Annotated in this window: 16 protein-coding genes; 9 read left to right on the forward strand and 7 right to left on the reverse strand. The window is 47.9% G+C overall.

Translation table 11 applies throughout. The features are described from left to right. Window positions 1-97: 97 nt before the first annotated feature. Window positions 98-1,303 (reverse strand): potassium transporter TrkA, encoded by a 1,206-nt coding sequence (locus QXH45_03615; GenBank protein MEM2078333.1) that lies wholly within the window; start codon window positions 1,301-1,303, stop codon window positions 98-100. A 148-nt stretch (window positions 1,304-1,451) separates the two neighbouring features. On the opposite strand from QXH45_03615, the gene QXH45_03620 reads away from it, so the two are divergent. Next, window positions 1,452-2,600 (forward strand): magnesium transporter, encoded by a 1,149-nt coding sequence (locus QXH45_03620; protein MEM2078334.1) that lies wholly within the window; start codon window positions 1,452-1,454, stop codon window positions 2,598-2,600. A gap of 3 nt (window positions 2,601-2,603) precedes the next feature. Here the strand turns inward: QXH45_03620 and QXH45_03625 are convergent, their stop codons facing one another. From QXH45_03625 to QXH45_03635, 3 genes are all read right to left on the reverse strand, one after another. Then, entirely contained in the window at window positions 2,604-3,827 is a 1,224-nt protein-coding gene (locus QXH45_03625; protein MEM2078335.1) for a PLP-dependent aminotransferase family protein, read from the reverse strand. A gap of 71 nt (window positions 3,828-3,898) precedes the next feature. Next, complete coding sequence (locus QXH45_03630) at window positions 3,899-4,414, reverse strand: flavin reductase family protein (protein ID MEM2078336.1); 516 nt, start codon at window positions 4,412-4,414, stop codon at window positions 3,899-3,901. Window positions 4,415-4,491: 77 nt separating this feature from the next. Continuing rightward, on the reverse strand, window positions 4,492-5,139 hold the full coding sequence (locus tag QXH45_03635; GenBank protein MEM2078337.1) for a DUF47 family protein: 648 nt from the start codon (window positions 5,137-5,139) through the stop codon (window positions 4,492-4,494). A gap of 111 nt (window positions 5,140-5,250) precedes the next feature. On the opposite strand from QXH45_03635, the gene QXH45_03640 reads away from it, so the two are divergent. Beyond that, a complete protein-coding gene (locus QXH45_03640; GenBank protein MEM2078338.1) occupies window positions 5,251-5,865 on the forward strand; it encodes a SagB/ThcOx family dehydrogenase in 615 nt (204 codons plus the stop codon). 9 nt (window positions 5,866-5,874) lie between these two features. Here the strand turns inward: QXH45_03640 and QXH45_03645 are convergent, their stop codons facing one another. Continuing rightward, window positions 5,875-6,399: a THUMP domain-containing protein gene (locus QXH45_03645; protein MEM2078339.1), complete on the reverse strand. Its 525-nt coding sequence runs from the start codon at window positions 6,397-6,399 to the stop codon at window positions 5,875-5,877. A gap of 79 nt (window positions 6,400-6,478) precedes the next feature. Between QXH45_03645 and QXH45_03650 the strand changes: the two genes are divergently transcribed. From QXH45_03650 to QXH45_03660, 3 genes are read left to right on the forward strand one after another with little or no spacing between them, the layout of a single operon-like run. Next, the gene (locus tag QXH45_03650; protein MEM2078340.1) at window positions 6,479-6,754 is read left to right on the forward strand and encodes a hypothetical protein; all 276 of its coding nucleotides are present in this window, start codon (window positions 6,479-6,481) and stop codon (window positions 6,752-6,754) included. Next, complete coding sequence (locus tag QXH45_03655; protein ID MEM2078341.1) at window positions 6,744-7,589, forward strand: XdhC/CoxI family protein; 846 nt, start codon at window positions 6,744-6,746, stop codon at window positions 7,587-7,589. The genes QXH45_03650 and QXH45_03655 overlap by 11 nt, the downstream gene beginning before the upstream one ends. Before the next feature lie 47 nt (window positions 7,590-7,636). Next, entirely contained in the window at window positions 7,637-8,176 is a 540-nt protein-coding gene (locus tag QXH45_03660) for a hypothetical protein (protein ID MEM2078342.1), read from the forward strand. 2 nt (window positions 8,177-8,178) lie between these two features. Here the strand turns inward: QXH45_03660 and QXH45_03665 are convergent, their stop codons facing one another. Both QXH45_03665 and QXH45_03670 read right to left on the reverse strand, forming a co-directional pair. Beyond that, complete coding sequence (locus QXH45_03665) at window positions 8,179-9,897, reverse strand: VWA domain-containing protein (GenBank protein MEM2078343.1); 1,719 nt, start codon at window positions 9,895-9,897, stop codon at window positions 8,179-8,181. 9 nt (window positions 9,898-9,906) lie between these two features. Continuing rightward, on the reverse strand, window positions 9,907-11,055 hold the full coding sequence (locus tag QXH45_03670; protein MEM2078344.1) for an AAA family ATPase: 1,149 nt from the start codon (window positions 11,053-11,055) through the stop codon (window positions 9,907-9,909). Window positions 11,056-11,159: 104 nt separating this feature from the next. Here QXH45_03670 and QXH45_03675 point away from each other — a divergent pair, with 104 nt between their 5' ends. Genes QXH45_03675 through QXH45_03690 form a run of 4 tightly spaced genes read left to right on the forward strand, consistent with a single transcriptional unit; the run spans window position 11,160 to window position 12,862 of the window. Beyond that, window positions 11,160-11,561, forward strand: a complete 402-nt coding sequence (locus tag QXH45_03675; GenBank protein ID MEM2078345.1) for a DNA-binding protein — start codon at window positions 11,160-11,162, stop codon at window positions 11,559-11,561. Next, window positions 11,558-12,028, forward strand: a complete 471-nt coding sequence (locus QXH45_03680) for a GIY-YIG nuclease family protein (protein ID MEM2078346.1) — start codon at window positions 11,558-11,560, stop codon at window positions 12,026-12,028. The genes QXH45_03675 and QXH45_03680 overlap by 4 nt, the downstream gene beginning before the upstream one ends. A 55-nt stretch (window positions 12,029-12,083) precedes the next feature. Next, entirely contained in the window at window positions 12,084-12,548 is a 465-nt protein-coding gene (locus tag QXH45_03685) for an OB-fold nucleic acid binding domain-containing protein (GenBank protein ID MEM2078347.1), read from the forward strand. Between the two features lie 2 nt (window positions 12,549-12,550). Next, window positions 12,551-12,862 (forward strand): PqqD family protein, encoded by a 312-nt coding sequence (locus tag QXH45_03690; protein ID MEM2078348.1) that lies wholly within the window; start codon window positions 12,551-12,553, stop codon window positions 12,860-12,862. The last annotated feature ends 44 nt before the right edge of the window (window positions 12,863-12,906 follow it).

The following is a 12,906-nucleotide window of genomic DNA, read 5'->3' on the forward strand; positions in this document are numbered from 1 at the left end:
TTATATTAATAGCCTTATGTATAAAAAGGTTTTGAGGACGTAAGCAGGGTTTTCAGCGGGAGGGCAGGAGTTTCCAGAGAGCTGGAGGGCTTTTTCGTCAGGATATTTTGGAGAGGATGGTGTTTACTTCGTCCGCGAACTCTGCCTGGTGTGCGAGGATGATCTTGTCCCCGGGCTTAAGGACTAGGTTTTTAGCCAGCGGGTGGGCTATCCACTCCTGCCCGCTCTTCACCGCTAGTATCGAGCCCCCGTACTTTCTCAGCCACAGGGAGAGCTTGTCTAAGTGGATTTCCTTCTTCACCGTCACGGTTTTCAACGCCTCCCCTATGGTTTCGAATACTTTCCTGAAGACCTCGGAGTAGTCCTCGGGCATCTCGCCCAGCATCTGTGTAATGTGGCTTATGGTGTTGCTCGCGTCGGCAACGTCCTCAAGCTCCTTCAGCAAGGTGGTCAAGCCTAAATGGGTCGCGGAATCTATCCTGCCGAAGCACTCTCTCAGAGCGTCCAGGACCTGTAGGTGCTTCCAGTCGACGTAGACTTCGAGGTCTTCAACCTCCTGGATGATCCCGGGGTTAGCCTCCATGAGCGTGTAGTGTGCGAGGTCTACCATCAACCTGGTGAACTCCTTCAGCTCGATGATGCCTTTCACCAGGGGCTCGGCCTCCCTGTAGTGGAGCGGCTGCTCCTGAACCTCTACTCCCTTGTCCCTTAGGAACCTGTAAACGTTTTCCTTGAACCCCCTCACGTATATCCTGCTCCCCTTGGGTATGGTCTCCTGTAGCGAAGGAGCGATCCTCCACCCTCTCTCGTTGATAACTAGTATCACGTCCACGGGGTATCTGTCAGTGATGTCGATGACCCTGACGTCCTCGGTCAGCTCAAACGGAGCTATGACTTCACCCTCCGTGTAGTAGAGGATGTTTTCCTGCCGTATGCCCGTTTTATACCCGGTTAACAGCATGTAGACGATGTCCTTCACCGAGTCAACGATCGTATCCATTGATGAAGCATAATAGTATGCTAGTAGAACCGCGTAGCTTCCTTCCTTGCTCCTACCGTAGGCTAGGCTGGTGTGAATGATGAACTGGCCTATGAGCTCGTCAATACTCTTATTGATGTCGAGAACTCTCATGGCAGTATCGTTGTCGCCTGAAAAATAGGAGTAGAAGGCTAAGTCCAGGGCTATGTCCGACTGAAGCCAGATGCTGTTCAAGACTTCTCTCACGGGCTTCGGCTGATACGTTATCTTAACTGTTTTATCGTGGAATAACCTGTGAACATCGGGAGGGATTCTTTGACTCACCACGGATTCCTCAAACAATACAATACTATACTTCGCGCGTTTTTAAACCCTCTCAGCGATAATGAAGTGTAATTATATATCCGGAGCAGTGAATATTTTACTTTGAAGAACCTGGAAGGAGCGCTGATAGGGAGCATGGGCGATAGTTTTGCTGAACAAGAGGACGAGGAGGCTTTTAATATCGCTTGGGACACTCGGCGTTGGAGAAGTAATTGCAGGGTTAACTCTGCAGACTAGCATTGAAATCCTTGCCCTATACCCTGTTTTCCTAATGTTGATCCCGGGACTCATGGACATGAGGGGAGATGTGTACGGTGCTCTCGGGTATAGGCTGACGACCGCCCTCCACATAGGTGAGGCTGAGCCGAGAATCCTCACCAAGTATAACTTGTACAACGTGCTAACTGGTTACTCGGTCACCGTCATAGCCACGCTCGCCATAACTATCCTATCATACGCTATCTCGGTCTCGTTAAGAGTTGAAACCCCCGACTTAATCACGCTATCCTTCATATCCGTTTCATCCAGCACACTCGTATACTTGATTCTCACCCCGGTGACGACTATTTCAATCATATACTTGTTTAAAACAGGTAGGGATCCAACAGACTTCGTGGCATCCATTGTAACCGGGGTTGGAGACGCTTTAACGCCTTTCACATTCATCACCGTATCCCTGCTGTTTGAAGCAATACCAGCTTATATGAGAGCGCTGGTTGTCTCCCTGTTATTGTCCTTAGGGTTGGTTTTCACATACGCGTTATGGCGGGGGGATGAGGGTAGACCCCTCTTCGAAAACGCAGTCTCCTCCGTGGCCGCATCCTTTGGAAGCAGCCTGGGAGGGTTGGCCTTAGCGACGAGGACTGCTACTCTCTTGAGACTGCCTCTTATCCTAGGCTCCCTTCCAGCCTTCAACGCTCTGCTTGGAGCCGCTACCGGCATTTTCGGGAACGATCTCAGCATAAAACTCCACCTCGGCTCTCACAGCCCTCTGAGAAGCCAGCTTCAAACCCTGAGGCAAGTTGGCTTGACCACGTTTACAGCAATCATCCTGAGCATAATCGTAGTCTCAGCGCTCACTTCAACGCCTGTGGGCGAAGTCGTCCTGAGCGCTCTGATACTCGCAGTTGCCTACCCGCTCATCTTCACGCTAGCATCGCTCCTCACGTATTATCTAACAAAGACTTCGTTCACTAAAGGGTGGAACCCGGACAACATTGTCTTCCCGCTAATGACGACTTTTGTTGATTTAACGGGCCCGATAGTTATCTCTTCAATAGCTTTAACAGTGGTTTAAAAACTACGGTGTAAGCTCCCTCAGGAGCTCGCCAATACGCCTAACTCCCTCATCGATCAACTCCGTTTTCGCCATCGAGAAGTTCAACCGAACCACGTTCCTACCGGAGTCGTCAGTGTAGAATGGCGTTGCAGGTATCGCCGCTACATCGTATTTCTCCAGTAACATGTCTGTGAACTGGGGGGCTTCAAGGCCTCTCGGCAACCATATCAGGATGAACATGCCTGCAACCGGTTTCGTATATTTGATGCCGGGTAGGTGGCGTTCTATCGCCTTGATCATCAGGTCGCGCTTGACCCTGTAGGTTTCAATCGCCCTCTCCTTCACCAGCTTGAAAACCTTGTTTCTCAACACCTCGAGCACAAGGTACTGCATCGGAACCGGGGGGCACATGTCCATAGGTCCCTTAGCCATCTTAGCCTTCTCGATAATCTCTGAGGGAGCTTCTATCCAGCCTATTCTCAACCCTGTACCCAAAACCTTGCTGAATGATCCAACGTAGATGACTCTACCCTCATCGTCGATTGCTCTAATCGGCTTAACGTTAATCGGCTCATACAGCAAGTGATTGTACGCTGCGTCCTCGACGACGAGTATGTCGTACTTGCTAGCTACCTCTAAAACCTGCTTCCTCCTATCAGGGTCTAGGGTCAAGCCCGAAGGGTTCTGCCCCGTTGGAATAGTATATAGGAGTTTGACCTTCCTCCCCTCTCTTCTCAACCTCGCGAGCGTGTTCTCCAGCTCCTCGGGAATCAAGCCTTTATCATCCATTGAAATCCCTTTGACTTGGACGCCGTAGTGCTTCCAAACAAGTAATGTGTTAACATATGAAGGGTTCTCCGTCAGGACTATGTCGCCAGGGTCGAGCAAGAGCCTCCCAATGATGTCGATCGCCTGGGAGCCTCCCAGCGTGACCACTACGTTATCTGGAGCTGTATTAACGCTCTCGAACTCCTTCATGAACGATGCTATCTCGTTTTTCAACTCCAATACTCCGTCAGCGGGTGAGTAGTTCCCAATAATCCTTATCTTCTTGAACAAGTCCGAAAGGATCCCTGCGTAAAGCTCCCTCGGAATAACATCGGGGTCCGGCTCTCCCGCTGCAAAGGATATCACGGGTCTAGTCTTCGACTTGACGGCTATCTTGCTGACCATCTCCCGAATAGGGCTGGGCTCAATCAGATTTGCCCTACTACTCAGGAATTTATGGTAGTCCGGTTTAGACATAAGTATTCACATGTTAAGTAATGTCATGTCAGATATATAAGATGAACAAGTATGCGACAATAGGTTTAATGCTAGTCGGGCCTCAACACGGTTTCATCCTCGACGGTGAACTTATTTCTAGCCAAGTGAAGGATGAAACCACTGCCAGGAATAGGCTCGTCCTGGTGAAACGCGTTCTCGTCAAACGAGTACGCGACAACCTCTCCTATGAACAGCGTATGGTCTCCGTAATCATGACTTCCAACTACCCTGCACTCGAGGTTCGCAACAGCCTCTTTAACCGAGGGAACGCCGATGAGTCGTGAATTCTCCAATGTGATTTTCATTTCAGATAGTTTCCCGGGGCCGCTCCTCGTACCTGCAATCCAGACTTCCCTCAGGAGCTTAATGGTCGGCACGCTTAAGACAAACTCCTTGTACCTGGTTATCAACTTATGCGTGTACCTCTTGGGCGATATTGAAACGCTGAGCATGAACGGGTCTGCTGAAACCATTGTAACCCAGTCAGCCGCCATGACGTTTACCTCCTCGCCGATCCTGCCGGAAACTATGAGGAATGTTCTTAACGGGTATAGAAGCCTCTTCAATGTCCCACCTCTCTATCAGTGAGGATTAGGCGAGTTTATATTGGTTACCTCCTTAGGGGTGAGGGGTAGCGGAGGCTTTAGATCTGCTTAAGCCAAGCCAGTATTATGAGCCTTAAGTACTCGCCGGCTACTTGGCAGGTGTCAACGCTATCCTCTAAGTCCTTGTTTAAATCGTGAATAAGTATCGATATCGTGAAAGGCTTTAACCTCTCGGATAGAGAGAGAAGCAATCCCCTGTTGGAAATATCCAGTGCATCAGCCTTCTCCTCATAATCCGACAGCAACTTGATGTCCTCCAATGCCTTGTCTAAATCGCCCTCTATGGTTTTACGCGCCGCACTTATCAACTGCTGAACAGATTTTATAGAGATCTTGCTGATCTCGACTATTCCCTTTCTAATCTCGGATGGAGTCTCAAGGAAGGGTAGAATAGTGAGCTCCCTGGAAGCCTCTTTTATTCGATCCCCAATAGCGTCAACTCGTAAAATAAAGTTCAGCAAATCCTCCTTCAAGGATGCTTCCAAGCGGGCTGAGACTATTAACTCTTCAAGCTTGGTCCTGATCTCCTTCCCTTTCTCTTCAAGCCTCATAACTTCAGCGAGCTTAACCCTTGCCTCACCGATCATGAGGTTGTCGAGGAACTCTAGTGATGAGTTGAAGCTTTTCACAATCTTCTCCAAGTTTAAGAGGAATTCCATCATCAGCTCTATAGTATCCTCTGACAAGATGTCTGCAAGCTTAATCGTTCATCCCTCTACTAAACATTAGTCAAGGATTGTTTAAAATAGTTTTAGAAACAGTAGAAATATTTTCCCGAGCATTATATCATTGACACAGTGATACGCTTGTCTCCAACAATACCTCTTCCGCCTCCATCCAGGGAGTCGTGTCTCGGGAAGTTACTGTCCGAAAGGAGGAGCGTTAGAATCTTCACCGCAACCCCCCTCACTCTCAGCCAATTATCAACTATACTCTGGGCAGCGTATGGTTGCATAGACCCTGAATGCGGTCGAAGGACGTCGCCTTCAGCAGGCGCGACTTACCCTTTCGAAATATACGTGTCTGTCAAATCCAATGGCGTCGAGGAATTAAAGCCGGGAATCCTCCACTATGATGCGAAAAACAATGGTTTAACCTATGTTGCAGAAGGAGATTATTCCAACGAGCTGGCTAGAGCCTGTTTAAGGCAGAGATGGGTTCTAAACGCCCCGGTAAACCTCATTCTAGTAGCGTTCACCCATAGGACTACGGAATATTATGGTGAAAGGGGAGTACGATACATCTTCAATGAAGCAGGCCATATTGGACAAAACATCTACCTTGCTACAACCGAGATGGGGCTGGGAACAGTCGCCGTAGGCGCCTTCAAAGACGAGGAAGTCGCTAAGTTGTTGAAGCTCTCAAAGGGGGCTATGCCTGTTTACATATTTCCCATCGGTAGGACGCGTTGAAACGTAATATTAAGGCTTGTCTGATTTGCTCACTATGATTTTTTCCGGAGGTGCAACGGTTACCGCCGCATACCTCCTCCTATGGTAGAGTTTAACGCTACGTATGTACACCACATAATCCGGGCTCGAGAGAGATACTGGTCTATCGATTTTCTCAGCAATGATTTTAACGGCGTCCATACTGTGAGCAGGCATTCTCGTCTCCCTCCAATACAAGCGTCCATGCAACGTGACCCTGTAGGTTTTGTCTGGAGGGATTCTCTCCATAGCCAGCGAACCGGCCTTCTCCGCAACGTCTTCAACGTATGGATCCACTATGACGTCTATGGGTATTACCCTGTAGACCATCGGAGCTTCATTAGGGAGATCTCTCAGTTTTTCAATTGACTCGTAAGGGTTTGGAACTCTTAGCAATATCACGCAGGGACCTTTGTCAACTACTATGTAGTCCTGTATCCTGCTCCTTATAGAGCCTATTATGAATCTATAGTTGTCCAAGCCGGGTTCGTGGGTTATCATTAAATTGAAGCTCAAAATCCTACCTCCAAGCCTCTTGCTGAATACTTATTAAATCAGCCATCTTTATTAAATAATCGTTGGAGCGTGCCCATTATTGATCTGCAGGCTGTCTCGGGACAGAATAATAGTCCAAGAAGCTTGGAGCCAATACGATATTCGTGAAGTACTGGATAGCTTAAACCCCATTTTAACGACGAAAAATTACTCTCCCACCTTCTTCTTCGAAGGAACCCCCGTGCTGGGCGTAGGAGGGTTCAGCGTAATAATTAAGCTGGCTAAGCCGCTCTCAGACTCGGACTACAGGATTATAAAAAGATTGTTCACGCTTCGAAAAATTACGGTGATCGAGGAGGATAAGCTTGAGGGTTGAGGAGATACTATCTAAAGCCATTGAAGAGTTAAATAAGGGTAGGCCTGTGGCGATAGCAGTGATCACCGGTAAAGAAGGCAGCGGTCCCCGGGAAATAGGAGCTACCATGGTGGTAACTGTTGATGGAGAAAAAATAGGCACAATAGGCGGGGGAGAACTAGAATCCCTAATTGTTAAGAACGCGATCGAAGCTCTCCAGAGCGGGAATCCAAAGAAAATCAGACTAGCGCTGAGAAGGGAGAACATACCACCGGATGCTCAGCCCACGGGCATGTTGTGCGGGGGAGTCGTCGAGGTTTTCATAAATGTCTTGAAACCCCGCCCTAGAATAATCATACTTGGAGCTGGAAACGTGGGAAAACCGCTCGCGGACATTGCAAATATTCTTGGATACCGGGTTGTCGTAATGGATAAGGATGAGAGTCTGGCTAATACCATCCGATACCCGTATGCTGAATACGTTTTCGCCGGCGACTTCATCAGTGAGGTGGGAAAAATCGAGTCAAGCCCAAACGATGTCTTCGCGGTAGTATATGGAGAGGTTGAGACGGACTATCAGGCGTTGAAGAAGGTGATTCAAAACCACCCCGGGAGACACATATGGGTCCTATGCAGTAGACACAGGGCTAAATGGATGGAGGAGAGACTAGTCCAGGAAGGAGTAAGCGTTGAAAGCCTCAAGAACTACATCCACATGCCGGCTGGACTCGATATCAACAGCTCCACCCCCGAGGAGATCGCCATTAGTATTTGGTCGGAGATTATATGCGTCATGAAGAACTGTTCCATTCCCGTCGGATCACTTAACATCCTGTCAAACCAGCGGAGGGAATAGTAAAGTTTAAAAACCCCGCTCCGTTGAGACCAGCGTTTTAAAGGATTTTGAAGAAGGATGTTAAACACGGGGTTTCATTGAGCAGTACTCATGTATCCTATCAAGCGGATAATGGTCTCGTGAACCTTGCCGAGGAGGAGGTCAAGGCTATTTCAAGCGAGCTCTCAGAGTACCTGTCGGTATACAGTGCCATTGAAGATGAGAAAACGTATTCGCGAATCATATCATTGGTTAACAGATTCCTGGAGCTTGTAGCACCGGTTTCATACCATCCTGAACTAGTTCAACTAGTTTCCTCTCAAATAGAGCTCCGTCTATGGGAGGTCGATGTTCCATCAACGCTGATCGAGTCCCTGTTCCTAAACACATACCGCTTGAAGAATGCGATACTGGCTGCCGCGGAAAGCGAGTTGTCTACTGTGAAGCGGGAGTTGGCTACCGTTTTGCTTGACTTGTATGCGAGGCTTGAGGCGGAGGAATTATTCGATCTAGTAGCTGTGCTCGAGAAGAGCGGGGAAGTGTTAGCCGCTAGCGACAAGCTACTGACGTTAGCGGTTCTAACGCTGGTAGTTGCTACGAACGTTTAACCCTACTTGACTTCGATTATTTTTAGCGCGCTGGTTCGCCCAAGCCTTTCAACCGAGAAATACCTGGTAGAGACTTTTTTAAGGCTGGAGTTCTCGCCCATTATCATTACCGAGTACAGATTTGCGCCGGCTTTTTTCAAATTGTAAAGGACGTGTTGCTCAGCAATCCTGTCAACTCCATCAGTTATTAGAACGATATCCGATGCCTCTCCGGATGACCCCGTTCTAATGTCGGTGGTAGCAGTTATTAACGCCCTGGAGATATCTGTGCCTCCGTTGCCTTTGATTCTCGCCATGTAGTTCATCAATTCAACAACTTCCTTCGCCTTAGGCCTTCTGCTGACCTTGATCAGAGGGTATGGTTGACTATCGAAAAACCTTATATAAAACTCTCTATGTTCCCTCACAGCCCTCACGTAAAGTCCAAGGGCAACGGCCTTAGCCCACGTCATTTTAACTCCATCCATGCTACCACTGTTGTGGACTACGAAACCATTCGCGATGAACAAATGGTCTCTGTCAAGCCTCAGGTCATATACTTCTCCAGTCCCCGCGTAGACTTTCTCCACAACCCTCTTGGGTTTAAAGCCTTCTCCATCCGGGCTTCTAGCATCATAGACGTATAGAAAATCGCCGGGGCGAATATCCCGCACTGGTTTCAAAACGAGTGAGCCCCGCTCAAGCACAGGTACCAAGTGATTAGAGCTTGCTTTGATAACCTCCTCTCCGGTCTTCAAAGCATACAGGTCTTTGAAATCCCTAAACACCTTCACAACTCTAGCCCGAGACAAGAAGGGCTTACCATCTCTTGTAAACGCCACTGACGCTACTTCTTCACCCACCTCGATGTTCTTAATCGCCTTTCTATCCCCGGACGCCGCCTCTACGAGAGCCTCAGCATCTAGACACTTATCCAGTAGAACGTATATTGGTCCCAGACTTTCCTCTACCCTCTTCTCGTAGAGAAGAAGCCTCGAGCTTAGAAACCTTAAAAAGAATAATTCTTCGGGAAGGACCCTTGCGGACGGAGTAAGCCTCTCAATATCCCTACCCAGCTCGTATCCTCCGATCTCCCCATGCTTGTGGCGCTCGCTCTTCCTCTTTAACCCGAGTTCCCATGGCTTCAAACCCTCGATTACCTCAAGAATTCTTCTAACATCCGTGTTTCGAGCAAGCTTGAGAAGTTCGGGACCATATTCTTCGAAAGATAATTGGCTAACCCGCCCGGGTTCTAAACCCTCCATGATTGACCTAACTCTTCTAACATGCTCGATGTCCACCATAGTGCTTACTATCGCCTTCTCAACTATATTCCTAACTTCCGACGCCTCTCTTTTATCAACAGCAGATTCCGAGGGAGCAGAGGATCTAGTTTTTTGAACAGTCTCTTCGAGAGTCTTATACTCTGCGAGGAAAACGCTAGCGGCCAACCCACTCATAAACGGATCTATTAGAGTTCTACTTTTAACGGAGTAAAGAGATGGGGATTTAATCAAAGACTTTACCACCTGATAGTTCCTGCTTGTGGGGTCAGCATCCTCGCTGATCATTGGGACTGGTAGATAGAATACGTAAAAAGTATCAATGGCTAGATTTAACGGGATCTTGGAGCCCTTGCCATTCAGGTAGTCCACGATTCTTCTAATCTTCCACCCTCTATATAGGGCCAGAGGGTTTTTGTAATCGATGCCTTTAAGGACTCCTCGAACCTCTTCCTCCATTTTGATCAGCTACATGACCAATTTCTTTTTGATGAGATCGATTACCTCGCTTACCTCCGAGAGAACGTCTATGGCCCTCCTCTTGACTTCATCATCGCTTGATTCTGCCGCCATCCTCCTTACCTTCTCCTTAACGGTTTCAAAGCTCCTCAGATAATCGAGTAGTCTGGGATCCAACTCCGGCGTGTTTGAAATATATATTTTCGCCTCCCTTACATTTGCCTCTATCTCCGAGAGCTCCTTCAAATGTTTTTCCCTAGCCTCTATCTCGTCGAGAAGAATCACGTAAGTTTTCTCAACTTCTTCCACGTCCCGGGGGACAACGTATCGCAACGCGAATAAATCATCCTGGGTTGCTTTCATAGATTGCCTGAGCAAGGCGTTCGCAGCTATGATTTTCAACGCCTTGCCCTTTCGCCGATCAGTTACGTGTATTCCCTGGTCCTCGAAAATCCCGTAAAGCTTTATAAGCTTCTCCTTCACAGAGGATATGTCGACTTGATAGACCAGCCCGTTTATCTTCACTAAGTCCTCGATCGTTAAAACCGGTTCGCCATGAGCATATAGGCCGGACTCTATTGTCCAGACCGCATCAAGCAGCGCTCCCCACTTATTCTCTTCAACAGGTTTAACGAAATGCCTAAGCAGGAAGCGGTCGTATAATGCCTGCAGTTCCGCTTCATCTGGTACCCTGTTCGTTGCAGAGATCATCGTCCACAAGGGTACTTTTATCTCCGAATACCCGTCGTAAACTATTCTTTCATTCATTATCGAGAGCAACATGTTGAGAATGGCGGAGTTCGCGTTGAAAACTTCATCTATAAAAGCGATCTCGGCTTCTGGAAGCTTGCCTTTAGTTATTCTAACATATCTTCCGTTTCGAAGCTCGTTTATATCCAGAGGACCGAAAAGCTCGTCCGGCTCAGTGAAACGAGTCAGCAAGTATTTGAAAAACCTCGCGTTAATTAGCTCTGCCGCGCGCCGTGCTAGAGCTGATTTAGCCGTGCCCGGCTCGCCGATGAGTATGACGTGCTCTCCTGTGATCAATCCCAGCGTTAAAACCATTGCCTCCTCGCTTCTCCCCACGAAGGGTTTTTCAAGTTCACTCCTAAATCTCGCGATCTTCTCCAGCAAAACCTGGAGCCCAGGGTTTGGCAAATCTTCCACCCAGCCCAGAAAAATTATCTCAAAAGCAACCTAATATATTATGGGAAAACATAATGAAACAGTGGCTGAGCACCAAGTTGTCTAGAGGTGAAAACATGAGGATAATGCCGTTTAAACTATCGGAAGGGGACATAATACCTGATGCGTTAATTGAGAAAATAAAAGAGGAAGGTCTTAGGAACGGGTTCGTCACTGGCATTGGGGGCCTTGCCTCGGCTGAAATAGGCTTCTACAATCCCCTGAGCAAAGAATACGAAATCATCAGACTGGAGGGGAGCGACCGGGAAATCCTCGAGGTGGGATCTATTCAAGGAAACTACATGATCAAACCAAACGGTGAAGTAAGCCTACACCTCCACCTTGTATTGGGGGCTAAGAAGAGCGCTTACACCGGGCACTTAATAAGAGGAATAGTCAAGCCGCTTCTCGAAGTGTTTCTAGTTGAGGTTGATTCCGACCTGTCCAAAGTATTCACTCATAGATGGTCCACCGTATGAGTTCTATTGAGAGCATCCTTGATGATAAAGGATGTTACATTTTAGCTTTGAGAGTGACGAAAAACCATCATGTAAGCACGCGACGCCGCCAATTCATCATTGATGAGGGCGTTTATTTCTACGTTGGATCAGCGAGAGGGTCTGGAGGCGTGAAAGCTAGAGTGTTCAGGCACTTTTTCCCAAAAGCCAAAAGGTTCTGGCACATTGATTACCTACTACAGGAAGATGTTGCCAAAATAGCAGGTTTCTACGTGCTGAACGACAACCCTCCGGTGGATTGTGAAGCAGAGTTGTCGAGAATCATGCTTTCACACTTTAAGCCGGTTCCCGGCTTCGGCTGTTCCGACAAGAGGAAAGACTATTCCCACTTGTTCAAGTGTTTAGGTAGCTTGAAAGAGTGTTTAAGCCGGCTCTACTCGGTTCTGACTGCAAACCATATGGAGCCTCTATGGATTCAAAACATTTAAAAACCCACGTAACAGTAGGTAAACCCGTAACATAATAAATGGAGTCGAATTCGTAATGAATGTAAGTTCCGAATCTGGTCAGGGTGAAAGCCCTTCTACAAATATAAAAGACCTCAAGCCTGGAATGGAGAACGTAACCATAAAGGGCAGAGTACTGTCTTCACAACCACCCCACGTTATTCAAACGAAGAAAGGCCCTAGGACAATAAGTAATGCCGTGGTCGGTGATTCCACCGGAAGAGTTGAAGTAACAGCGTGGGGCGAGAAGGCTGGGCAGCTTACTGAGGGCGAAGCCGTTGAAATCAAGGGAGGTTGGACAACCGAGTTCAGGGGTAAAGTTCAACTGAACATTGGAAAAACCACAGAAATCAAGAAAATAGAAGACTCGGAGGTACCCCAGGCTGAGGAAGTCCCCGAGGAGATGCCGACAGCCCCAGAGGGCTCTAGACCCAGAGAGTTCAGGAGAGGGGGATCATTCAGAGGTCCCCGCAGAGGCGGCTTCAGGAGAAGAGAGGAGTGATCATGGAAGGTCACGAACACGAACATGAGAAAACCATAGCTAGATTCAACGAGATTAAAGAATGGAAGCCTTCAAGACAGGGAGACTTCCTCGGAGAAGAGGACGAGAAGTTCTACGTAGCACTATCCCAAGAAGAAGTTTACGAGTTATCGCCGCTGGCATATTATGTATGGTTGCTGTGCGATGGAGAAAGAACCGTATCTCAGATAGCTGAACACATTAGTACGGAAGTTCAAGTCGATGTCTCCGAGGTAATAGAACCTCTGGTTGTAGCTCTGGAGCAATTGTCGAGCGTAAACCTCGTGAAGTACTAGAAATACTCATCTCCCTTCATTAATATTCAATCGAACGTTTTTAT

This window comes from Thermosphaera sp. (assembly GCA_038827615.1).
Classification (GTDB): Archaea; Thermoproteota; Thermoprotei_A; order Sulfolobales; family Desulfurococcaceae; genus Thermosphaera.

Coding starts and splice junctions, on each gene's coding strand:
- QXH45_03625 (MEM2078335.1), bottom strand. CDS start 3,827: ATGTCTAAACCGGACTACCATAAATTCCTGAGTAGTAGGGCAAATCTG.
- QXH45_03665 (MEM2078343.1), bottom strand. CDS start 9,897: ATGGAGGAAGAGGTTCGAGGAGTCCTTAAAGGCATCGATTACAAAAAC.
- QXH45_03675 (MEM2078345.1), top strand. CDS start 11,160: ATGAGGATAATGCCGTTTAAACTATCGGAAGGGGACATAATACCTGAT.
- QXH45_03680 (MEM2078346.1), top strand. CDS start 11,558: ATGAGTTCTATTGAGAGCATCCTTGATGATAAAGGATGTTACATTTTA.
- QXH45_03685 (MEM2078347.1), top strand. CDS start 12,084: ATGAATGTAAGTTCCGAATCTGGTCAGGGTGAAAGCCCTTCTACAAAT.
- QXH45_03690 (MEM2078348.1), top strand. CDS start 12,551: ATGGAAGGTCACGAACACGAACATGAGAAAACCATAGCTAGATTCAAC.